The following is a 21,854-nucleotide window of genomic DNA, read 5'->3' on the forward strand; positions in this document are numbered from 1 at the left end:
GGACGGGCTGGAACCGAAAGGCTCGCCCTCAAGCGTCCGGCGTGCTGGAGCGAGCCCGGTGTGCGCGGACCTTGTTGAGGTTGCCGCAGTGTTCCATGGCGCACCAGCGGCGGCGGCCGGGGCGGGATGTGTCCACGAAGAGCAGGTAGCAGTTGTGGGATCCGCATTCGCGAATGCGGTCGGCGTGCGGGCCGGTGAAGAGGTCCACCGCGTCGCGCGCGACCGTGGAGAGAAGCTGCGTGCCCGTGGCTCCGGGGGCCCAGGCGCGGGTGCCGTCCGGCTCGATGCGGGCGGCGAGCGGGGGTTCGGCCGCGGCCGCGTTGACGACGGCCAGGTCGCGGGGGTTCGGGGGGCGGCCGTGCGCGCGGTCGGCCGTCAGCAGGAACAGGGCGTCACGAACCGACCGTGTGCGCTCCAACTCCCGCTGGGTTATGGACAGTTCGAGTCCGGGTGACAGGCGGCTGCGGTCCGCCCAGCGCGCCAGGTCGGACGGCTCGTGCAGCACCTCGTAGCGGGCGAACTCGCCCGGACCGCCGGTCGTCAGCAGCTCCAGGCAGAGCGCTCCCGGGTCGAAGCGGAAGGCCTTTCCGCCGTGCGACACGAGGGTCATCCCTGGCGATTCCATTGCGCGCTCGCTCACGTAACCACTATAAGTGGTTACCATGACACACGCGACCCTGCACTGGAAGCTCGTCATCGACTCTGCCGACCCGCACTCCCAGGCCGACTTCTGGGCCGCCGCGCTCGGCTACGAGGTCGAGGACAACAGCGCGCTCGTCGAACAACTGCTGGGCGCCGGTGCCGTACCGGCCGAGCTCACCGTCGAGTCCCACGGCCGCCGGGCCTTCCGGGACCTGATCGCCGTACGGCATCCGGACGATCCGTACGAGGAGGCGAGCGGGACCGGGCTCGGGCGGCGGCTGCTCTTCCAGCGGGTGCCGGAGCCGAAGACGGTCAAGAACCGGCTGCATCTGGACCTGCACGCGGGGGCGGAGCGGCGCGAGGCGGAGGTCGCGCGGCTGGAGGGGCTCGGCGCGAGTGTGCTGCGGCAGGTGAAGGAGCCCGGGGGTGAGTGGGTGGTGATGACCGACCCTGAGGGGAACGAGTTCTGCGTTCAGTAGACGGTTCGCCGTACTGCCAAGGCGGTTCGTCCCACGGCTTAGCGGTTCGTCGTACGGCCGGGGATCCTGGCGCGAACTGATCGCATCCGCTATCTGAACAGCCGTGACCGGATTGCGCTCTTGACGGAGCTTCAGGCTCAGCTTCACCATCAGGCACCCCATTCACTGTGGAATCCCTGTGGATTCCCACGGAATTCGGAGCCCCCCACATGAAGCTCTCCATTCCCGGGCGTGCAGGTACGGCTGCCATGGTCACCGCCGTCACGCTCCTCACCACCGGCGCGATAACCGGCGCGGCACCCGCATCCCCGCTCGCGGTTGCCGCGCCCGATCTCCCCGTGGCCAACGTCAAGGCCCATCTCGCACAGCTCCAGTCCATCGCCACCGCCAACGGCGGCAACCGCGCCCACGGCCGCACCGGCTACAAGGCGTCCCTCGACTACGCGAAGGCCAAGCTGGACGCGGCCGGATTCACCACGACCGTCCAGCAGTTCACGTCTGGCGGACGCACCGGCTACAACCTGATCGCCGACTGGCCCGGCGGCGACACCAATCAGGTCGTCATGTCGGGGTCCCACCTCGACAGCGTGACGGCGGGGGCCGGCATCAACGACAACGGGTCCGGATCGGCCGCGGTCCTCGAGGCCGCGCTCACCGTCTCCCGTACGCAGTACCAGCCCACCAAGCATCTGCGGTTCGCCTGGTGGGGTGCGGAGGAACTGGGCATGGTCGGTTCGCGGTACTACGTGAACAGCCTGACCACCGCGAACCGTTCGAAGATCAGCGGCTATCTCAACTTCGACATGATCGGCTCGCCGAACCCCGGCTACTTCGTCTACGACGACGACCCCGCCATCGAGAAGACCTTCCAGAACTACTTCGCGGGCATCGGCATCGCGACGGAGATCGAGACCGAGGGCGACGGCCGCTCCGACCACGCCCCCTTCAAGAACGCGGGCATCCCCGTCGGCGGCCTCTTCAGCGGCGCGGACTACATCAAGACGGCGGCCCAGGCTGCGAAGTGGGGCGGTACGTCGGGCAGAGCCTTCGACGCCTGCTACCACTCCTCGTGCGACACGACGTCGAACATCAACGACACGGCGCTGGACCGGAACGGGGACGCACTGGCCTACGCGGTGTGGGAGCTGTCCTCATAGGCAGCTGGCGGTAGCGCTGTGCGGTAGGCGATTCGCGGCACGCGCCTGAACTCGGCCTCGGCGGAGCACATCTCGTTCCGCCGGGGCCTGTTCGGTTCCGGGCTCGTCAGTGGTCGCGGGCCCGTTCGGTCAGGCGGCCCATGCGGGTGCGGGCCTTTTCGAGTTGTTCGATGTCGTCGGCGGCGGGGCCTTCGCCCGCCACGAGCTCGGTCCACACCTCGATCAGATCGCGCCCGAGGTTCAGCCCCTGCAAGGGGTCGCGGACGGCGCGCCAGGCCGTGGCCGCGCTCTGTACGTTGCCGTACGCGGCGTCCAGGTCCCGGTGCCGGCGGAGGACCCTGGCCAGGTCGAGCGACAGGTGGAAGGACCGGACCGCGTCGCCGGCCAAGTAGGCGATGTACGCGGACAGTTCGCGCAGCCGGAGCACCTCGGGGTGCTCCGGGCCCAGCGCCTGCGCCGCCTCTGCAACGGCCCGCTCCGCCATGCCCGCGGCCTCTTCGATCCTGCCCTCCTTCACGGCCTCGTTGATCCGCGTCAGGGGTTCCGCGAGAAAGGCCGCCTCGCCCGGTGCTTCCGACACCGGCGCCAGTACCGATTCGGCGACGGCGTCGAAGCCCCGCGGAGGTGTGGGCTTCGGATCCGGCTCGGGGTCCGGCTCCAGACCCAGGCGCATCAGGGACATGGCGGTCTCCCGAGCGGGAGCCTGGCCCGGTGCCGGGCCGAACACACCCGTCGGGGGTGCGGCCACACCGTACGAGGCGTCCCTCGGCTCGGGGCCGGTGGCTGCGGGGGGCCACACGGGTTCGGCCGGCGGGGGCCACACCGGTTCGGCCGGCGGGGCGGTGGGCGTCACGGGCAGCGAGGGCCTCGGCCTCACCGGCGGTTGTTCATTCTGTGGCGCCTGTTGCATCTGCCGGGGCTCGGGCGGCTGCTGCTGCGGCTCGAACCGTTGCGGCTCCCCCATGTGGTGGCTCGACCCGTCCACGTACACCTGAATGGGTACGACGAAGCCGGTGCGTTCGTCGTGGATCGAGGCGAGGACGGGTTGGCCGATGGAGAGGGCGATGCGGTGGAGGTGGTTGAGGACGGCGTCCTGAACCGTCTCGCCGGGGGCGGCGACGACCGGCATGCCGCCGACCGTGGCCTCGCCGCCGACCGGGACGGCTCCCCCGACCGGAGCGGCGCCTCCCGCCGGGGCCGGCACCCGTACCTCGATCGGCGTCACCCCGGCGGCCGGGTGCTCCCCGGCGACGGCATCCTGCTCGGCGCGCCGCCGCTTGAGTTCCCGCTTCTGTTCGCGGCTGAGTCGAGACATCGTGCCCTCACTCGGGGTGATCGGGGGAGGAAGGGGAGGACGGAGCGGAGAGATCCGAGGGTGACGAACCGGTAGCGCCCACTGACTCACCCTGGTCCCGCAGACCACAGCCCGTCAACGTGGGCAGTCCCGTGACGGACACGACCCCGGTGGCGATCATCCTCGTACGCATCCTCGCCCCTCTCCTCGTCCCGGCCCAGGCCGGGGTGCCGGATCCACGTTCGCACCGCCTCCGGCCTTCTGGCCTTCTGACCTTCAGGCCTTCTGACCGAGACTGACGCCGATCACCGACCGCATGGTTTCCGTGGCCGCTCGACTGGACTGCTACATGCGTACGCATATATTGTGCACGCATGTAGTCGCGGCAGTCGCCGTTGGCACGCGCACTCCAGGGGGACCCATGACCCGCCAGTTCCTGTTCCTGCTCGGCAGCAGCCGCTCGGACAGCAACACCGAGATGCTGGCCCGCAAGGCCGCCGAGCAGTTGCCCTCGGAGGTCGGGCAGCGCTGGCTGCGCCTCGCCGAGCATCCGCTGCCGGACTTCCCGGACCTGCGCCACGACAGCGACCATGTCCGGCCGACCGAGGGCAACACGGGCCTGCTCTTCGACGCGACGCTCGCCGCGACGGACATCGTCATCGCGTCGCCGCTGTACTGGTACTCGGTCTCCTCCCTCACCAAGCGCTACCTCGACTACTGGTCGGGCTGGCTGCGCACCCCCGGCGTCGACTTCAAGGCCACGCTGGCGGGGCGCAACCTGTGGGGCGTCACCGTGCTGGCGCACGAGGAGCAGGAGGTCGCCGATCCGCTGGTCGGCACCCTGAACCACTCGGCCGCGTACATGGGCATGCGCTTCGGTGGCGTCCTGCTCGGCAACGGCAGCAAGCCCGGTGACGTACTCAATGACACCGAGGCCCTGGCCCGCGCGAAGACGTTCTTCGCGCAGCAGCCGCCGCTCGCGCGGTTCCCGTACGAGAGCTGAGTGGGGCAGGCCGGGCCTCAGGCCGTGATGTCCTTCGTCGTGAACCGCGCCCAGGCCGCCGACCCGAACACCGCCGCGTACAGGGCCTGCAGGCCGAGGTTGCGGACCAGGTCGTCCCAGTACACCGGGTCGCGCATGAGGTCGGCGAAGGACAGCCAGTAGTGGGAGAAGAAGTACGGCTGGAGCGCGTGGAGTTGGGGGATCTGGTCGAGGATCTGGATGGTGATGAGGAGTCCGACGGTCGTCGCCATCGCCGCGATGCCACTGCCGGTCAGCGTCGAGATGAACAGGCCGAGCGCCGCGACGCCGATCAGTGACGCGGCGACGACCAGCGCGATGAGCAGGGCTCTGCCAAGTCCCTCCGCGAAGCTGATCCGGGTCCCGGAGATCGTCGTCAGCTCGCCGAGTGGGAACAGCAGCGCGCCCATCGCGAGCGCCGAGGTCGCCACTACGAGGGTCGCGACCAGGCAGAACGTCATGGTGGTCGCGTACTTGGTGAGGAGGAGGCGGGTTCGGCCCGCGGGTGCGACCAGGAGGTAGCGCAGGGTTCCCGCGTTCGCCTCGCCCGCGATCGCGTCGCCCGCGATGACGCCGATCGCCATCGGCAGGAAGAAGGGGAGCGTCGCGGCGAGCGCCGTGAACACCAGGAACAGGCCGTTGTTGGTGATCTGCGAGATGAACGCCGGCCCACCGCCGCCGCCTTCGCCGCCCCCGGATCCGTCGCCCGTCTCGATCTTGATGGCGATACCGATGAGGACGGGCACCGCCGCGAGCACGCCGAGCAGCGCGATGGTCCGCCACCGCCGGAAGGTGGTGACCAGCTCGCTGCGGAACAGTCCGAACGTCCACAGCGGGCTTGGCGTACGTGGCGTCCGCACACCTACGTCTACGACCTCAGCCCGCGACATCGAAGCCCTCCCCCGTCAGCGCCACGAACGCGTCCTCCAGCGAGGCCCGTTCGACCCCGAAGCCGCGGACCCGGACGCCCGCCGTGACCAACGCGGCGTTCAGCTCGGCGAGTTCGCGGTCCGGAGGCTCGGCGCTCACCCCTGTGTCCGTCACGACGAGATCTCCGACTCCTTGTTCCTTCAGTACGCGCGCCGCGTCCGCCGGGTCGGGAGTCGTCACGACGAGACGTCCGCGCGCACCCGCCGCGAGGTCGGCCACCGCACCCTGGGTGATGAGCCGGCCCTGCGCCATCACGGCCGCGTGGGTGCACACCTGCTCGATCTCGTCGAGCAGGTGCGAGGAGAGGAAGACGGTCGTGCCGTCCGAGGCCAACTCCCTTATCAGGGAACGGATTTCGCGCATGCCCTGCGGATCGAGGCCGTTGGTCGGTTCGTCCAGGACGAGCAGGCGGCGGGGCTGGAGCAGCGCGGCCGCGAGCCCGAGCCGCTGCTTCATGCCGAGTGAGTAAGCCTTCGCCTTCTTGCCCGCGGCGGCGGCGAGTCCGACCCGGTCGAGGGTGGCCGCGACGCGCGTACGCCGGGTGCGCGGGTCGGCGGTCGGGTCTGCGGCGTCGTACCGGAGGAGGTTGTCGCGCCCGGAGAGGAAGCCGTACAGCGCGGGGCCCTCGATGAGTGCGCCGACGTGCGGGAGCACGGCGCGGGTGGCCCGGGGCATGGGCTGCCCCAGGACGCGCGCCGTGCCCGAGGTCGGCTCGATCAGGCCCATCAGCATGCGGATGGTGGTGGTCTTGCCCGAGCCGTTCGGCCCCAGGAAGCCGAAGACGCTGCCCGCCGGGACGGTCAGGTCCAGGCCGTCGACGGCGAGCTGTCCGCCGCGGAAGCGCTTGGTGAGCGCACGGGTGACGATCACGGTGTCGGCGTCGGCTTCCTCAACCGTGTTCGCCGTGACCGTGCTCACCGCTCCTCCCGTGTCGCCCACCGGGTCGGGCTCCGCGGCGGACAGTTCCTCCATGGGCTCCCTCAATCTCGATTCGCCGCGCGTGTACGGGACTTCGCGCGACGCGTCCCTACGAGTCCTACTGGGCCGCGTTGGCCGCCTTGACCAGCGCGTCCTTGGTGACGGCACCGGCGTACACCTTGCCGTCGTCCGTGATCAGCGCGTTGACCAGGCGGGTCGAGAAGACCGTGCCCGAGCCGAACTTACCGCTGACCTGGTCGCCGAGGGAGTTCAGGAATCCATCGACGTCGCTGTTGCCGGAGGAGCCGGACGGTACGCCCTCGCCGCCGGTGTCGAACTCGGCGATGGCGTTCCAGCCCTCGCCGATGGTCTTGAGCCCTTCGAGTCCGTCGAGTCCCGCGCCCAGGTCCTCGTCGGACTTCTGGGAGGACTCCGGCGCCTGCACCTCGTCGCCCTCGGTGACCTTCGCACCCTTGGGCGGGGTGAAGTCGAAGGTCGACGCGGCCGGCTTGGAGAAGTCGACCTTGGTGAAGCCCGCGTCCACGACGGCCGCGCCGCCGCTCGCCGGGGTGAGCGTGAACTTCAGCGGCAGCCCCGTCTTCGAGTCGACCGCGATGGTGATCGCGCCGACCGTGGAGCCGGACTGCTTGGGCTTGATGAGCAGCTTGTACGCGTCTCGGCCCGCGACCTGCGCGGTGCCGTCGACGGTCACGGAGGTGGTGTCGTCGACGGCCTTGAGGGCCTCGTCGGCGAGCTCCTTGGGAGTGGCCGGGACGTCCTCCTGCTCCTTCTGCGCCCCGGACTTGGAGGTGGTCGCGTGGTAGACCTCGTTCGACTCGCTGTCGTAGCCCCACACGTCCGTGCCGTTGTGGATGAGGCTGTACTCGGCGGCGCTGTCCAGGAGGGAGATCTTGGACTTGTCCGGGCCGTCGGCCGCGATCCGCAGGGTGTGCGTGCCGGAGGCCAGCTCCATGAGCTTGGACGACGGATCGGCGGACGAACCGCCGTCGGGGCCCTGTACGGCGCCGGAAGCGAAGCTGCTCTCCAGGCCGCCGAGGTCGGGCAGCCCCAGGTCGGTGCTGATCTTGACGGTGCCGGACAGCTGCTCGACGTCCGATTTGGCGATCTTCTCGATGAGCTGCTGGGCGCTGATCTTCGGCAGGTCGGGGTCACCGGAGTCGGCGAGCGCCGGGACCAGCCCGATCGTCGCCGCCGCCACGCCCATCACCGCGACCGGGACGACGTAACGCGCCGCCTTCCGCCGGCCTGCGCGCACATCCTCGGCCTCGCCGGCGTTCGTGCTGCTGTCGTCGGATTCGTACGGTGCCATGTGTGCCTTACCTCCGTCGTCGGCGGCGGCTCGTCGTCCTGCACTGGTCCACTCTTAGCCGCCATTCTCACCCGAACCGGTGAGGAGTGGTGTTCTCAATCTGACCAAATCGGCAAGAGAGAAGCGTCAGACCCCGGACTCAACTCCACGTACTCCTGCGGTATGACGTCACGAGGTGGCGCCTCCCCCAACCCGTAGGGGTCGGAGGAGGCGCCACCTCGTCGATCGGGCCGTCAGCGCTGCACGAACACGTAATCGGCCTGGTAGGGCACGCCCACGATGGCGCCCGGTGAGCAGGAGCCGGCCGGGGCGACTCCGCCCACGGTGTTGAGGCGCAGGATCTCCTGCGTACCGGCGAGAAGGCCGCGGTGCTTGCCGGACTGGGTGGCCTTGAGGTCGAGCTCGGGGATGTTCTTGTCGCCGTTCGGGGTCTTGCTGATCACGGCGCCGGTGACCGCGCTGCGGTCGGGCGCGATCCACTGCGGGGTTCCGGAGTTGGGCTTCACGAACGAGTGTGCGATGTTGCCGCCCAGTACGGCCGAGACATCACGCTGGGCGAAGGCGTACCCGCCACCCTCGACCGCCTTGCACTCGTAGATCTGCTTGCCCTTGACGACAGACGCCTGGAAGTTCTTCAGGGCGTTGCGGAAGTCGAAGGATCCGGTGACCTTGTGGAGCTGGCCGCGGACGGCGCCGCCCGGGAACTCGGCGGTGTGCAGATTGGCGTAGAAGGCGCCCGGGTCGCTCTTCAACTGATCGAGGAGGGCGGCGTCCTTGACCGTCACGGTCCCGGTGACGGTGCGGCCCTTGCTCTTGGCCAGCAGCTTGGTGAAGTCGACCTTGACGCCGCCGTTGGTGCCCTTGGCGCCCTGGTGGATGTGCAGCAGGGTCGGCTTGCCGGTGCCGCGCCACTTCACGGCGACGGACACCTTGCTGCCCTCGACCTTGACGAACTCCAGGGCCGCGCCGTCCTTGTCGCCGACGGCGGGGCCGCCCTGGACGGGGACCTCGTTGGCGCCGTTGAGGCTGGTGGCGAGGATAGTGCCGCCCTTGCCGCCAAGGACTCCGCTCTGCACGGCGATGGTCTGGTCGCCGTGCCCGGCGTGGCTCTTGTTGTCGCTTCCGCCGGCGGCGACCGCCGGGATGACGGCGGCGGCGACTCCGGCCGCGGTGGCCACCGCGACACCGGTCAGGATCAGGCTCTTGCGACGCGTCGTGAACGTGGCGTTCGATCCCATGATTCTGTTTTCTCCCCGTATCTCAGCTGACGCCCCCTGCGTCAGCTTCTGGGAGGACATACGGACTCGATCTCAGACTGGACTCAATCCAAGTATGTGACGTACGCCACAACAAGTCCGGCGGGTTCCTGAGGGGCTACGGGGCTACGGGGGCAGGTCACCCCGCCCGGTGCACCACCAGGTCGCACAGCTCGACCAGCGCGGCCTTCGCGTCGCACTCCGGCAACGGAGCCAGCGCGGCCCGCGCGTCCTCCGCGTACCGAACGGTGTCCCTGCGAGCCTGCTCAAGAGCCGGGTGCTCCCGCAGCCGGGCCAGCGCCTCGGCGTGCCGGGCGTCGTCCGTCATGTCGGAGTCCAGCAACTCGCACAGCGCGATGTCCTCGGCGAGACCGAGCCGTGCCACCCGCTCACGCAGGCGCAGCACCGGCATCGTGGGAATCCCCTCGCGGAGATCCGTCCCGGGCGTCTTACCCGACTCGTGCGGGTCGGACGCGATGTCCAGCACATCGTCCGCGAGCTGGAAGGCGACGCCCAGCCGCTCCCCGTACTGGGTCAGCACGTCCACGACCGTCTCGTCGGCCCCGGACATCATCGCGCCGAACCGGCACGCGACGGCGACCAGGGAGCCGGTCTTGCCGCTCAGCACATCGAGGTAGTGGTCGACCGGGTCACGCCCGTCGCGCGGGCCCGCGGTCTCCAGAATCTGTCCGGTGACGAGCCGTTCGAACGCCTCGGCCTGGATCCGCACGGCGTCGGGACCGAGGTCCGCCAGGATGTAGGAGGCGCGCGCGAAGAGGAAGTCTCCGGTGAGGACGGCCACCGAGTTGCCCCAGCGGGTGTTGGCGCTGGGCACCCCGCGCCGTACGTCCGCCTCGTCCATGACGTCGTCGTGGTACAGCGTGGCGAGATGCGTCAGCTCGACGACCACGGCCGAGGGCACGACACCCGGCGCGTAGGGATCGCCGAACTGCGAGGCGAGCGTCACGAGCAGCGGCCTGAACCGCTTTCCACCCGCACGCACGAGGTGCTGGGCGGCTTCCGTGATGAAGGGGACCTCGCTCTTGGTGGCTTCGAGCAAACCCTCCTCGACAGCCGCCAATCCGGCCTGGACATCGGCTTCGAGAGCCTGGTCCCGCACGCTCAGCCCGAACGGCCCGACGACGGTCACGAGAGGTTCTCCTGTCTGCTGACGATCACATGGCGAACTCGGTCGATCATTCGGTCGGTGACGCGGTTTGTCGATGTGTCGCTGCCATCACTCAAGTCAGCGTATCCGGTCACGTTTCGATCACCACGAGCGCCCACCGTCCCTGTAGCCGACTTCCCTCACGAGTTCCCCCGGGCGGGAGGGACGGGGCACAGCCCGGGCGGTATCCGATCACGAGAGGTATGTTCTTGATCAACTAATACGAGCCGATATCCGCCTACTTGCCACACTCCCCGGTGACCCGCAGCGTCCCCGGCGCGCCCCGTCACCCCGTGCCCCGCAGCGTGCCCAACGCCCCCGTCACCCCGTGCCCCGCAGCGACCAGCAAGGAGACCGGCCGCCGTGTCCCGAAGCACCGTCGAAACCGAGCCCGGCGGCGAGCCGCCGCCGCCTCCGGGTGACGACCACGCCTTCTTCGGCCAGCCCAGGGGCCTGCTCACCCTCTCCGGCCTGGAGGTCTGGGAACGCTTCTCGTTCCTCGGCATGCAGGCGATCCTCGTCCTCTACTTCGCCGACACCGTCGCCCACGGCGGTTTGGGCATGTCGTCGGGCACGGCCGCCTCGGTGTCGGCCGCGTACGGAACGCTCGTCTATCTGGTCTCGGTCGCCGGCGGCTGGCTCGCCGACCGGATGCTCGGCTCGTACCGCGCGGTCCTGTGGGGCGGCATCCTGATCGCCTGCGGCCACTACTCCATGGCGGTGCCGACGGCCACCATGACCTGGGTCGGCCTGGGCCTGATCAGCGCGGGCACCGGCCTGCTCAAGCCCAACGTCGCCACCATGGTCGGCAAGCTCTACCGCACCGACGACGACCGCCGCGACGCCGGCTTCGCCCTCTACTACATGGCGATCAACATCGGCGCCTTCGCGGGCCCGCTCATCACCGGCTGGCTCGGCGACCACCGGGGCTGGCACTGGGGTTTCTCGGCGGCGGCGGTCGGCATGACCTTCGGCCTGATCCAGTACGTCATGGGCCGCCGTCACCTGGCCGGACGCAAGCGCGCGGCGGAATTCGCGCTCGCTCCCGACGCGATGCGCCGCGCGGTCCTGCTGATCGTCCTCGGCATCCTCGCGGCGGCCGTGCTCGCGACTCTCCTCGCGGTGGTCGGCTACCTGACGATGGACCGCTTCGTCGACCTGCTCACCCTCATCTCGGTGATCGCGCCGGTCGTCTACTTCGTAGTGATGTTCAAGAGCCCCCGGGTGACGGACGCCGAACGCGGCCGCCTCCGCCCGTACATCGTCCTCTTCCTCGCCTCGACGGTCTTCAACTTCATCCTCTTCCAGGCGTACTCGACGATGATGCTGCTCGCGGCGTCGAACGCCGAGACCACGATCCTCGGTTACGACTTCCCGGCCAGCTGGTACGCCTCCGCGCTCGGCGCCTTCGAGGTCGCCCTCGCGCCCGTGGTCGCCGCGCTGTGGGTCCGGATGGGCCACCGCCAGCCGCACGCCTCCAACAAGATCGCGATCGGGGTCGTGCTCGGCGGTCTGTCGTTCCTCCTGATGGTGCTGCCGACCAGCGGCCACAGCAGCGACGACTATCTGATGTCCGCGTGGTGGATCGTCGGCTCCTACTTCCTGCTCGGCCTCGGCGACATCCTCCTGGAGACCTCCGGCATGTCGGCCACCACGAAGCTCGCCCCGGCCGCCTTCACCAGCCAGACGATGTCCCTCTGGTTCCTGTCCCTCGCGCTCGCCAACGGCATCCAGGCCCAGACCGTGAAGCTCTACGACGACGTCTCCAAGCCGGCCTACTTCGGCGTCAACGGCGCGATCGCGGTGGCCGCGGGCCTCGCCGTGATGGCACTCGCGCCGTGGCTGCGCCGCACGATGCACCCCGTCCACTGAAGCCACTGGGATCCCATCATGCGCATCCGTACGTCCTTCCCCTACGAGACGGCTCACGAGGACGTCCTCATCCCGCTCCCGGACGGCACCCGCCTGTACGCCCGCATCTGGCGCCCGCTGACCGACGAGCCCGTACCTGCGCTCCTCGAGTACCTCCCGTACCGGCTCACGGACTGGACCGCGCCGCGCGACTGGCAACGCCATCCCTGGTACGCCGGTCACGGCTACGCCTCCGTCCGCGTGGACGTCCGCGGCCACGGCAACTCGGAGGGCATGCCGACGGACGAGTACTCGGCGGTGGAGCTGGCCGACGGGGTTGAGGTGGTCAACTGGCTGGCGTCCCAGCCCTGGTGCTCGGGCAGGGTCGGCATGTTCGGCATCTCCTGGGGCGGCTTCAACTCGCTCCAGATCGCGGCCCTCGCGCCCGAACCGCTCAAGGCGATCGTCACGGTCTGCTCGGCGGACGACCGCTACGACAGCGACGTGCACTACATGGGAGGTTCCGTCCTCGCCGTCGACATGCACGCCTGGGCCGCCACCATGCTCGCCTTCGTCGCCCGCCCGCCGGACCCGGTGCACGTGGGCGAGGTGATGTGGCACGACATGTGGGTGAAGCGGCTGGAGGCGGTGGACCCCTTCATCCACACCTGGCTCGAGCACCAGACGCGGGACGCGTACTGGCGCCACGGCAGCGTCTGCGAGGACTACGGCGCGATCCAGGCCGCCGTCCTCGCGGTGGGCGGCTGGCACGACCCGTACCGGGACACGGTGTTGCGCCTGGTCGAGAACCTGCCACCGGATCGCGTACGAGGCCTGATCGGCCCCTGGTCCCACCAGTACCCGGACCGGGGCCTGCCGCCGGGACCGGCGATCGGCTTCCTCCAGGAGACGCTGCGCTGGTGGGACCACTGGCTGCGCGACGGGGACACGGGCGTGATGTCGGAACCGCTCCTCCGCTCGTACGTCATGGACTCGCACCGCCCGGCAACGGTGTACGACGTGTTGCCGGGCCGGTGGGTGGGCGACGAGGCCTGGCCGTCCCCCTCCGTGACACCGGTCTCGTACGGCCTCCAGGGCGCGCCGGTACTGGTGCGCTCCCCGCAGCACACGGGCGTGGACGCGGGCCGCTTCTTCCCCTTCGGGAACGACGCGGACCTGCCGCCGGACCAGCGGGAGGAGGACGGGCGTTCGGCCTGCTTCGAGTTCGAAGTCCCGCAGGAGACCTGGGTGTTGGGCCGCCCGAAGGTGCGGTTGCGGCTGACGTCCTGGGCCGAGCGCGGCCAGGTGATCGCCCGGGTCTGCGACGTGGCCCCCGACGGCTCCTCCACACTCGTCACCCGTGGCGTCCTGAACCTGTCAGCACGCCATGGCCGTGACCAGGCGGTTCCCTGGAAACCGGGCTCTACGGAGGACGTGCTTTTCGACCTGAACGGCATCGGCCACGCCTTCCCGTCCGGTCACCGCATCCGCCTCGCGGTCTCCTCCGCGTACTGGCCGTGGATCTGGCCCCAGCCCGGCTCGGAGGCGGGCTTCACCCTGGACCCGGCGGGCAGCGCCCTCGAACTCCCCGTACGGGCAAGGCAGTCGTCGTCCCCGATCACCTTCGAGGAGCCGGAGGAGTCCGAACCCCTGGGCGTCGTCGTACCGGCGACCCTCGACGAACCACGCCCCGAACGCCTCGTCGTACGCGACGTCGCCAAGGGCGAGTGGCGCCTCGAAGTCGACCCCCGCTACGGCGGCACCCGCGTCTATCCCGACGGCCTCGAATTCACGGAGGACGCGGTGGAGACGTACACGATCAATGAGTCGGATCCGCTGTCGGCCCGGACGCGGTCGACCTGGTCGATCCGGCTGCATCGGCCGGATTTGCCTTGGGATGCGCGGGTCTCCACAACCTCCGAAATCACCTGCGATGCCGATGACTTCATCACCTTGAACGAGCTGATCTGCAAGGACGGGGACGAAGTGGTGTTCCACCGGACGTGGGAGCGGCGAATTCCGCGGACTGCGGGCTAGGGCCTGATCCGCCGGACAGGCCCTAGGCGGCCGCCGGTCATCGTGCCTTCGAGCGTCCAGCGATTGCCCGTATTGCACCTAGATTGCCCGCGTCGCCGCTTTGTTCATGCTTGGTCGCGTGAAATGGGTCACGTCCGGACAAGATCGACATCTGACCCCGGTTCACAATTGCCCATTCGCGAAAGGCAAGTTGAGTTTCACATTCCGGTGGAATCGGGCGATTCTCGCTGCAATCCACCGAGGCAAAAGCGATCTACGCCGCGAAATCGGGCCTTGTTCCCGACATGTGCTCTCGCATACGTTCGCGTCGATCCAGGCGGAACGCCGAATCCTGCCGCCGCCCGGAAACCCACCCACCCACGCGCTCACGGCAGGAGCGGGGGACCCAGGTAAGCCGCCGATCCGGACACCGGAACGGCTAGGGGTGAAGCCGCACCCACCACGCGGCCGGGCAGCTCCCGCCCGAACCCGACAGCTCACCTCGCAGGCGCCGGAGAGGAATTCGTCATGCCCGCACGAGGCAAGCACCGCCGCCCCAGGACCAACCACCTCACCCGCGGCATGGTCGCGGCGGGAACGGGCGGAGCCGCGCTCGCACTCCCCCTGGTGAGCGCGACCGGCGCCCACGCCGCCACCCAGGCGTCCGTGCCCGCCCAGGTGACCGCGGCGGCGAAGTCCGCTCCCGCCGCCGTGCCCGACGTCAAGCTCGTCACGTACAAGGTCGCCGCGGGCGACACCTTGTCCAAGATCGCGCGGGAACACACCAAGGACGGCAGCTGGCAGACGCTCTACAAGGCCAACGCCGCGGTCATCGGCAGCGACCCGGCGGCGCTGCGTCCGGGCACCACCCTGACGGTTGGCACGAAAACTGCCCAAACGTCCACGAAGTCGACCGGCTCCACCACGGAATCCGCGGCGGCCCCCGCCACCACCACGACCTACACGGACGACCTCGACGGCTGGATCAAGGAGTCCCTGGACGTCATGGCCAAGGCCGGAATCCCCGGCACCTACGACGGCATCCACCGCAACATCATTCGCGAGTCCGCGGGGAACCCCCTGGCCATCAACAACTGGGACTCCAACGCCGCCGCCGGCACCCCCTCCAAGGGCCTCCTCCAGGTCATCGACCCGACCTTCGCCGCCTACCACGTGGCCGGCACCTCGATGGACCCCTACGACCCGGTCGCGAACATCACGGCGGCCTGCAACTACGCCGCGGCGAAGTACGGTTCGATCGACAACGTCAACGGGGCCTACTGAGCAGGCAGTTCATCTCCGTACGACCGCCGGCGGACAGCTGGCGCATGGAACCGGCAGATCCATGCGCCTCTCCATGCGCCACAAAAATGCACCTGCCGGATCGCGGTCGGGAGCGTTATGCTCGCAGCGATGATGACTCAATCCGTAGGCAGATTGGGGGTCCCATCCGCGCAAGGTGAGTGCTGATGCTCACTCGGACCGCGAATGGGGATTCCCGCCTTTCCTTCTGGCTGCGCGTGCGCGAGTTCGCCGTGCCGCCCTCCATGATCGAGACTGCGACCGCCCGCCGCTCCGCCGGGGACTGGGCGGGGGCGTGTGCCGCCGCAGGTATCGACGTCGATTTCAATCTGCGTTCCGTGGCGCGCACGCATGGCCACGACCTCGCGGCCCGGATCCGGGCCGATCTCCGCCATCTGGCTCCCGACCTGTTGCGCTGGCACCTGCCGAGGGTCGCTCCTGACGGGCTGCTGCGCCCGGGGCTGACCATCGCCCTGGCACGGTACGAGTACGTGGCCGCGGGGCGTGAGGGCGCGCACCCGGTGTACCTCGTGGTCCGGACTCCGCCCGCCTGGGCGGACGCCGGCCAGCGGATCAGCCTCGCGCTGTGGGGCGGCCCCGGCTTCGAGTCCGGCTCATACCGGCATCCGCATCCTCACCCTCATCCTCATCCCAACCGGCGGTACCGGCTCGACCTGCACCGGCACCTGTGGGACGCGCGCAGGGCCGACGAGCTGAGGGTCCGGTCCGGGGCCGATCGGCCGCGCGCCCCCTCCGCCGACCCGGATCCGGATCCGGATCCGCTGGGGATGGTGCCGCAGGAACGCCGGTGTGCTGTCGACCGATGGGCGGCCGAGGCGGGGATCCTGCTGCACGCCGAAGGGCGTACGGACGGCACCGGTACCGTCGCCGTGCGGATCGGGGCCCGGCATCGGCTGGCCCTGAAGCTGACCGCGGACAGGGACGGCCTCGCGCCACCCGTCATGCGGATCGCCGCGGCGCCCACGGACGGCAGCGCCTCCGCACTGCCGGTACTGCCCGACGCGGCGACCTGGGTGCTGCCCGACCTGGAGCTGATCCGCACCGGTTCGCTCGAGGTCGACCGGCTGCATCCACTGGTCGCCTCGGCACTGATGACGGGTCGCTCGCCGACCCGCTCCTCCCCCGTTCCGGACCGGGCCGCGGGCCAACCGCGACTCGTGGAGTGCCGTGGGGCCGAGCACCGGATCGGCCTGGTCGACGGGGTACTGGCGGCGCTGGACCACGACCCCGCCGAGGTCCGCCGGGAGGAACTGCTGGTCGCGCTCACCGGCACTCCGCTCCCCTGTCTGCAGGCCATCGACGAGGCACACCGGCGTCCGGACTGTCTCGCCGGCGTCCGCGAACGCCTGGTCCACGGCGACACCGCCGGCGCGCTGGCCGTCGTCGAAGGCCTGCTCGGCCCCGACGCGGTGCTGCGCGGCGGCGCCCTGCGGGACGAGCTGGAGGCGGCCGCGGCACGGCGGATCACGTACGGGTTGTTCAGGGCGGGCCTGATCGGACCCGCGCCGGGACCCGGGCCCGACGGCATCAGCTGCCACCCGGCTTGTCACCGTCCCCGTGAACGCGGGCGCTCGCGCCCGCGCCCGCGCCGGGCGACCTTGCGCTGACGCGGGGAGACCTCGCGACCCCGGAGGGACCTTCGTCCCCCGCTCCCGGAGGGGCCTTCGTCCCCGTACCCACCACGAACCCAAAGGTGATCAAACATGCCCACTTGCACCCCGTCCGCCGCAGCCACCACTCCCACCTCCCAACTCGACGTAGCCGGCGACCTGCTGACCCTGCTGCGCAACGCCACCACCGAACCGCGCCCCGACGTCCAACTGGAGGCCCTGACACTGGCCGTGGCCGCCGACCTGCCGGTACTCCTGTGGGGTGAGCCGGGGATCGGCAAGACCGCTGCCCTGACACAGCTCGCCGCGGCCCTCGATCTTCCGCTGACCACGGTGATCGCCAGCGTCCACGAACCGTCCGACTTCTCGGGGCTGCCCATCATCGGAGACGATCCCGCGGAACAGGGCGTCCCAATGGCCCCGCCGGACTGGGCAGTTCGCCTGGTACGGGCCGGTCGGGGGCTGCTCTTCCTGGACGAGCTGTCCACCGCGCCGCCGGCCGTTCAAGCCGCCCTGCTCCGCCTCGTGCTCGAGCGGCGCATCGGCTCACTTCAACTGCCGCCCGGCGTACGGATCGTGGCCGCCGCCAATCCGCGATCCTCGGCTGCCGACGGCTGGGAACTGAGCCCGCCGCTGGCCAACCGGTTCGTCCATCTCCAGTGGACCCACGACCACGACGTCGTCGTACGCGGCCTCGGCGGGACCTGGCCCCGGGCGACACTGCCGCTGCTCGCCCCGGAGAGGTTGCCGGAGGCCGTGGACTTCGCCCGCCGCGCGGTGTGCGGACTCCTCACCGGCCGGCCCAAACTCGTACACCAACTGCCCAGCAACGAAACCCGCCGGGGCGGCCCCTGGCCCTCACCCCGGAGCTGGGAGATGACCCTGTGCCTGATCGCCTTCGCGACCGCGGCCGGCTCCTCCCGGGAGGTGCTTTCCATGCTGGTCAGAGGCACGGTCGGGGACGGTCCGGGCCTGGAACTGCTGGCAAGCCTGGACCGGATGGACCTCCCGGACCCCGAATCGCTTCTCGCCGACCCGACGGGTGCCGCCCTGCCCGAGAGGGGAGACCTGCGCCAAGCAGTGCTCGACGGTGTGGTGGCGGCGGTCCGCAAGCGTCCGGAGAAGTCCCGGTGGGACGCGGCGTGGGCGCTCCTGGTCCGGGCGGTGGAGACCGGAGCCCCGGACCTGGTGGTCGTCCCCGCGACCACGCTCGCCACACTGCGCCAGGAGGACTGGGACGTTCCGGCAACGATCGAGCAGCTCGCCGGAGCGGTGTCCCTGTCCCGGCGCGCGGACCACGCGGCGACACAGGCCGCCACCCGTGCCGCGGTCACCGCGAAGGCCGGACGATGACGACCTCGAACCCGGGCCTGGCCCCGGACCCGGACCCGGACCCGGACGCATCGGGGACGCTGAGCCCCGGCCCCAGCCCCAGCCACGACGTCGGCCTCGACCTCGACCTCGACAAGCTCTTCGCCGCCCGACTGCACGCCGCCCGCGCCCGGCCCTACTTGGCGACAGCCCTGTTCGCCCTGCACACCGTGGAGTCGCGCCGGGTGCCGACGATGGCCGTCGACCGGCACTGGCGGTGCTACGTCTCGCCGGCCTTCGTGGACCGGACCCCGGTGGAGGAACTGGCCGCGGTATGGGTCCACGAGGTCTCCCACCTGCTCCGCGACCACCACGGGCGCAGCGACCGATACGCCCGGGAACACGAGCTGACCGGCCCCGGGGAACGACTCCGGATGAACATCGCCGCCGACTGCGAGATCAACGACGACGCGTTCGGCGACGGGCTGATCCAGCCCGAGGACGCCGTCGTACCGGGGACCTTGGGGCTGCCCGACGGCCAGCTCATGGAGACCTATCTGGGCCACATACGGCTCAGCCTGTACGCACAGCACGCGGCCTGGCTGGACTGCGGCAGCGGCGCCGACGGACTCGACCGGGAGTGGGAGCTGGGACCGGACGGTGCGCACGGCCTCAGCGCGCAGGAACGGGACGCGGTCCGGTTCCGGGTGGCGCAGGGCATCAAGGCCCGCCAGGGTCACTCCCCGCAGGGATGGCGACGATGGGCGGAGGAGGTGTTCCACCCGCCGCAGCCGTGGCGGGAGTTGCTCGGAGCGGCGGTCCGCTCGGCGGCCTCCGGCTCCGGAGCGGGCGAGGACTACACGTACGGCCGGCCGTCGCGGCGCTCGGCCGGGGTGCCCGGCGCGATCCTGCCGAGCCTCCGACGCAGACCGCCCCGGGTCTCCGTGGTCATCGACACATCCGGTTCGGTCAGTGACGCCGAACTGGGCAGCGCGCTCCTGGAAGTTGCCGCGATCTCCCGTGCCCTGGGCGGCCGTCGCGACCTGATCACCGTGGTGCCGTGCGACGCGGCGGCCCGGATCGCACACCCGCTGTGCCGTGCCGAGGGGATCCCGCTGGTGGGCGGCGGGGGTACGGATCTGCGCACGGGCTTCGCCAAGGCGCTACGAGCCGGATCCCGGCCGGATGTCATCGTGGCCCTGACCGACGGCCAGACACCCTGGCCTGCCACCCGACCACCGTGCCGGACGGTGGTGGGCCTGTTCCCCCGGCAGCACATGGCCCCGTCTTGGGACGAGGACGATCCCGACTACGTACCGGAGTCGCCGCCCGAGTGGGCACGAGTGGTGGACATCGGGTCGGCTCACTGATCTCCGGCGGCGGTGTCGGCCGAATGACCGACAGGTTCGCGTGGAACCGGTACGTACGGCCGACGCGACGGGTCTCGCCCGGCGCAATCGTGGTGACCATGGCGACCGGTGTCTCACCCCGAGGAACCGGAAGGCCTGCAGCCAGATGCCCCCGGCCGACCGACACGCACTGTGGTAGGAACAAGTAGTGGCCGATACACAGATCGATGTGGTGATCGCCGACGACCAGCAGTTGGTGCGGACCGGATTCAGCCTGATTCTGGGGGCGCAGCCAGGCATCACCGTGGTCGGGGAAGCGGCCGACGGTGTCGAGTGCATCGATCTGGCACGCCGGCTGCGCCCGGATGTGGTGCTGACCGACATCCGTATGCCGCGGTTGGACGGTCTGGACGTGGTGCGGCAGCTGGCCGGGCCGGGCGTGGCCGATCCGATGAACGTCGTGTTGATCACCACGTTCGACCAGGACGACTACGTACGGACCGGACTGCGGAACGGGGCGTGCGGATTCCTGCTGAAGGACGCCTCTCCGGGGCTGCTCGTGGAGGCGGTGCAGGCGGCGGCCCGTGGGGATGCCTTGGTGTCACCGGCGGTGACGGTCCGCCTGCTGCGTCGGCTGGAGGAGACCGAGCGGGGCTCGACGTCGGGTGACTCGGGGGCTGCCGGGCTCAGTGAGCGCGAGCTGGACATCGTGCGTCTGGTGGCTGTGGGACGTACGAATCAGGAGATCTGCGACGAGCTATTCCTGTCGTTGTCGACGGTGAAGACGTATCTGGCCCGGATCCAGGCCAAGTTGAAGGCCCGTAACCGGGTGGAAGTCGCGGCGTGGGCGTGGGAGCACGGCGCGGTGCACACGGACCGCTGACGCCACGCCCGTCAACGCTTGGGCTGGTCGTCCTGGAAGGCATTGGCGGCGGGTGCTGCCAGCGGGACGGCAGCGTGGACCTCCCAGCCTCCGTGCGGGAGTGCGCCGGCACGGACCGTTCCATCGAGCGCTTCGACGCGTTCGCGCAGGCCCAGCAGGCCGAAGCCGCCGCGCCCGCCGGCGGGCGTCGCGGCCTTGTGAGGGGGCGCGGTGTTGGTGACCGTCACATGCAGCCACGCGCGGTCCGCGTCCAGGTGGACGGTGGAGCGGGCGCCGGGGGCATGGCGGCGGATGTTGGTGAGGGCTTCCTGGACCAGCCGCTGCACGGTGAGCTCGATCTCGGGGCTGAAGAGGGTGGTTCGGGCGGCTGCCGTGACTTCGAGCCGGGCGGGTGTGTCGCCGCCGGCGGCGGAGTGGGCGGAGACGAGGTCGGCCAGTTCGGTCAGCAGGTCGCCGGGACGCAGGGCGGGGTGCTTGTCCTCCCGCAGGACGTGTACGAGACGGCGCATCGACTCCAGGGTTTCCGTGCCGGACCGGGCGATGGTGCGCAGGATGGGATCCACTTTGTCGGGAGCGGTGGCCTGGATGGTCAGCGCGGCGTTGGCCTGGACGATGATGCCGGTCATGTGGTGGGCGATCAGGTCGTGCAGGTCCCGGGCGAGGGCAAGGCGTTCCGCCTGGCGTACGTCGTGCACGGCGCGTTCCCGGCGGACCTCCAGGGCGCGGATGGCACAGCCGATGACGATGCAGATCGCCAGGGCGATGGTCAGGACGTAGCCGCCGGCGAGGAAAGCGCCCCATGATCCACTGCGCAGCGGCAGTGCGAGGATCGCGACGACCAGCGCGAGGGTGTAGGCGGTCGCGCGACCGGGCCGCCAGGCGTGCGCCGTGGTGTGAACGGTGAGGAAGAGCAGCCCGCAGGTCTCCAGCGCTCCCCACCAATGCAGGGTGGGGGGTTCGATCAGGCTCCAGACGGTCACCGCGAGGGAGATCGTCACGGCGCCGATGACGCGCTTGGCCAGGTCCGCCGAGCGCGGCACGCCGAGTGCGAGCAGCCCGATCAGCGGACCGGTGACGATCACGGGCAACCATGTCGTGGGTGATCCGAACGGATCGGGGCCCCGGCCGAGCAGTGCGAAGTCCGCGAACCAGGTGAGCGTGAAGGCGATCAGGCTGCTGATCTTGATGAGCCTGCCGCCTGCCGGGTTGAGCGGGAGTTTCCAGTCCACGCGGATCAGCGTAGGAGCGCAGGCCTGGATCGGTGTCGGCCGAATGACCGACAGGCCGGTGAGCGTGGCGTCCGAACGGCCGACACA

At 70.2% G+C, this 21,854-nt stretch carries 18 protein-coding genes and 1 riboswitch; of the genes, 10 read left to right on the plus strand and 8 right to left on the minus strand.

Going from position 1 to position 21,854, the window contains the following annotated elements:
* Positions 1 to 28: 28 nt before the first annotated feature.
* Positions 29 to 610: an ABATE domain-containing protein gene (locus OG266_RS18025; protein WP_371552846.1), complete on the minus strand. Its 582-nt coding sequence runs from the start codon at positions 608 to 610 to the stop codon at positions 29 to 31.
* A gap of 52 nt (positions 611 to 662) precedes the next feature.
* On the opposite strand from OG266_RS18025, the gene OG266_RS18030 reads away from it, so the two are divergent.
* Together OG266_RS18030 and OG266_RS18035 are read left to right on the plus strand one after the other, a co-directional pair.
* Positions 663 to 1,121, plus strand: coding sequence for a VOC family protein (locus OG266_RS18030; RefSeq protein WP_326721251.1), 459 nt, complete (start codon positions 663 to 665; stop codon positions 1,119 to 1,121).
* A 209-nt stretch (positions 1,122 to 1,330) separates the two neighbouring features.
* Positions 1,331 to 2,278: a M28 family metallopeptidase gene (locus OG266_RS18035; protein ID WP_371546827.1), complete on the plus strand. Its 948-nt coding sequence runs from the start codon at positions 1,331 to 1,333 to the stop codon at positions 2,276 to 2,278.
* Positions 2,279 to 2,384: 106 nt separating this feature from the next.
* On the opposite strand, the gene OG266_RS18040 is transcribed toward OG266_RS18035, so the two are convergent.
* Positions 2,385 to 3,593: a tetratricopeptide repeat protein gene (locus tag OG266_RS18040; protein WP_371546829.1), complete on the minus strand. Its 1,209-nt coding sequence runs from the start codon at positions 3,591 to 3,593 to the stop codon at positions 2,385 to 2,387.
* Positions 3,594 to 3,993: 400 nt separating this feature from the next.
* On the opposite strand from OG266_RS18040, the gene OG266_RS18045 reads away from it, so the two are divergent.
* Positions 3,994 to 4,575 carry a flavodoxin family protein gene (locus OG266_RS18045; RefSeq protein WP_266456290.1) on the plus strand — a complete coding sequence of 194 codons (582 nt, stop codon included), beginning with the start codon at positions 3,994 to 3,996 and terminating at the stop codon, positions 4,573 to 4,575.
* A gap of 17 nt (positions 4,576 to 4,592) precedes the next feature.
* On the opposite strand, the gene OG266_RS18050 is transcribed toward OG266_RS18045, so the two are convergent.
* The 5 genes from OG266_RS18050 to OG266_RS18070 all read right to left on the minus strand — a co-directional run bounded on the left by OG266_RS18050 (position 4,593) and on the right by OG266_RS18070 (position 10,177).
* Positions 4,593 to 5,483 carry an ABC transporter permease gene (locus tag OG266_RS18050; protein WP_371546833.1) on the minus strand — a complete coding sequence of 297 codons (891 nt, stop codon included), beginning with the start codon at positions 5,481 to 5,483 and terminating at the stop codon, positions 4,593 to 4,595.
* Positions 5,470 to 6,495 (minus strand): ABC transporter ATP-binding protein, encoded by a 1,026-nt coding sequence (locus tag OG266_RS18055; RefSeq protein WP_371546837.1) that lies wholly within the window; start codon positions 6,493 to 6,495, stop codon positions 5,470 to 5,472. Before OG266_RS18055 ends, OG266_RS18050 begins: the two co-directional genes overlap by 14 nt.
* A 64-nt stretch (positions 6,496 to 6,559) precedes the next feature.
* A complete protein-coding gene (locus OG266_RS18060; protein ID WP_371546839.1) occupies positions 6,560 to 7,771 on the minus strand; it encodes an outer membrane lipoprotein carrier protein LolA in 1,212 nt (403 codons plus the stop codon).
* A 233-nt stretch (positions 7,772 to 8,004) separates the two neighbouring features.
* Entirely contained in the window at positions 8,005 to 9,009 is a 1,005-nt protein-coding gene (locus OG266_RS18065) for a CHRD domain-containing protein (RefSeq protein WP_371546842.1), read from the minus strand.
* A 157-nt stretch (positions 9,010 to 9,166) separates the two neighbouring features.
* On the minus strand, positions 9,167 to 10,177 hold the full coding sequence (locus OG266_RS18070) for a polyprenyl synthetase family protein (protein ID WP_371546845.1): 1,011 nt from the start codon (positions 10,175 to 10,177) through the stop codon (positions 9,167 to 9,169).
* Positions 10,178 to 10,558: 381 nt separating this feature from the next.
* Between OG266_RS18070 and OG266_RS18075 the strand changes: the two genes are divergently transcribed.
* From OG266_RS18075 to OG266_RS18105, 7 genes are all read left to right on the plus strand, one after another.
* Complete coding sequence (locus tag OG266_RS18075) at positions 10,559 to 12,067, plus strand: peptide MFS transporter (protein WP_371546847.1); 1,509 nt, start codon at positions 10,559 to 10,561, stop codon at positions 12,065 to 12,067.
* A gap of 18 nt (positions 12,068 to 12,085) precedes the next feature.
* Entirely contained in the window at positions 12,086 to 14,083 is a 1,998-nt protein-coding gene (locus tag OG266_RS18080; protein ID WP_371546850.1) for a CocE/NonD family hydrolase, read from the plus strand.
* A 352-nt stretch (positions 14,084 to 14,435) separates the two neighbouring features.
* Positions 14,436 to 14,586, plus strand: a riboswitch (cyclic di-AMP (ydaO/yuaA leader).
* Between the two features lie 4 nt (positions 14,587 to 14,590).
* Positions 14,591 to 15,346, plus strand: a complete 756-nt coding sequence (locus tag OG266_RS18085; protein WP_371546853.1) for a LysM peptidoglycan-binding domain-containing protein — start codon at positions 14,591 to 14,593, stop codon at positions 15,344 to 15,346.
* Positions 15,347 to 15,531: 185 nt separating this feature from the next.
* Positions 15,532 to 16,992: a hypothetical protein gene (locus OG266_RS18090; RefSeq protein WP_371546854.1), complete on the plus strand. Its 1,461-nt coding sequence runs from the start codon at positions 15,532 to 15,534 to the stop codon at positions 16,990 to 16,992.
* A 96-nt stretch (positions 16,993 to 17,088) separates the two neighbouring features.
* A complete protein-coding gene (locus OG266_RS18095) occupies positions 17,089 to 18,348 on the plus strand; it encodes an AAA family ATPase (protein ID WP_371546857.1) in 1,260 nt (419 codons plus the stop codon).
* Positions 18,345 to 19,676, plus strand: a complete 1,332-nt coding sequence (locus tag OG266_RS18100) for a VWA-like domain-containing protein (protein WP_371546861.1) — start codon at positions 18,345 to 18,347, stop codon at positions 19,674 to 19,676. The genes OG266_RS18095 and OG266_RS18100 overlap by 4 nt, the downstream gene beginning before the upstream one ends.
* A 187-nt stretch (positions 19,677 to 19,863) precedes the next feature.
* On the plus strand, positions 19,864 to 20,538 hold the full coding sequence (locus OG266_RS18105; RefSeq protein WP_371546863.1) for a response regulator: 675 nt from the start codon (positions 19,864 to 19,866) through the stop codon (positions 20,536 to 20,538).
* An 11-nt stretch (positions 20,539 to 20,549) separates the two neighbouring features.
* Here the strand turns inward: OG266_RS18105 and OG266_RS18110 are convergent, their stop codons facing one another.
* Positions 20,550 to 21,767 (minus strand): sensor histidine kinase, encoded by a 1,218-nt coding sequence (locus tag OG266_RS18110; protein ID WP_371546866.1) that lies wholly within the window; start codon positions 21,765 to 21,767, stop codon positions 20,550 to 20,552.
* Positions 21,768 to 21,854: the final 87 nt, after the last annotated feature.

The organism is Streptomyces sp. NBC_00554 (assembly GCF_041431135.1).
GTDB lineage: Bacteria > Actinomycetota > Actinomycetes > Streptomycetales > Streptomycetaceae > Streptomyces.

Excerpts from the sequence above, each read along its gene's own strand:
- OG266_RS18025 (WP_371552846.1), bottom strand. The coding sequence starts at position 610 with ATGACCCTCGTGTCGCACGGCGGAAAGGCCTTCCGCTTCGACCCGGGA.
- OG266_RS18030 (WP_326721251.1), top strand. The coding sequence starts at position 663 with ATGACACACGCGACCCTGCACTGGAAGCTCGTCATCGACTCTGCCGAC.
- OG266_RS18035 (WP_371546827.1), top strand. The coding sequence starts at position 1,331 with ATGAAGCTCTCCATTCCCGGGCGTGCAGGTACGGCTGCCATGGTCACC.
- OG266_RS18040 (WP_371546829.1), bottom strand. The coding sequence starts at position 3,593 with ATGTCTCGACTCAGCCGCGAACAGAAGCGGGAACTCAAGCGGCGGCGC.
- OG266_RS18045 (WP_266456290.1), top strand. The coding sequence starts at position 3,994 with ATGACCCGCCAGTTCCTGTTCCTGCTCGGCAGCAGCCGCTCGGACAGC.
- OG266_RS18050 (WP_371546833.1), bottom strand. The coding sequence starts at position 5,483 with ATGTCGCGGGCTGAGGTCGTAGACGTAGGTGTGCGGACGCCACGTACG.
- OG266_RS18055 (WP_371546837.1), bottom strand. The coding sequence starts at position 6,495 with ATGGAGGAACTGTCCGCCGCGGAGCCCGACCCGGTGGGCGACACGGGA.
- OG266_RS18060 (WP_371546839.1), bottom strand. The coding sequence starts at position 7,771 with ATGGCACCGTACGAATCCGACGACAGCAGCACGAACGCCGGCGAGGCC.
- OG266_RS18065 (WP_371546842.1), bottom strand. The coding sequence starts at position 9,009 with ATGGGATCGAACGCCACGTTCACGACGCGTCGCAAGAGCCTGATCCTG.
- OG266_RS18080 (WP_371546850.1), top strand. The coding sequence starts at position 12,086 with ATGCGCATCCGTACGTCCTTCCCCTACGAGACGGCTCACGAGGACGTC.
- OG266_RS18085 (WP_371546853.1), top strand. The coding sequence starts at position 14,591 with ATGCCCGCACGAGGCAAGCACCGCCGCCCCAGGACCAACCACCTCACC.
- OG266_RS18090 (WP_371546854.1), top strand. The coding sequence starts at position 15,532 with ATGCTCACTCGGACCGCGAATGGGGATTCCCGCCTTTCCTTCTGGCTG.
- OG266_RS18095 (WP_371546857.1), top strand. The coding sequence starts at position 17,089 with ATGCCCACTTGCACCCCGTCCGCCGCAGCCACCACTCCCACCTCCCAA.
- OG266_RS18100 (WP_371546861.1), top strand. The coding sequence starts at position 18,345 with ATGACGACCTCGAACCCGGGCCTGGCCCCGGACCCGGACCCGGACCCG.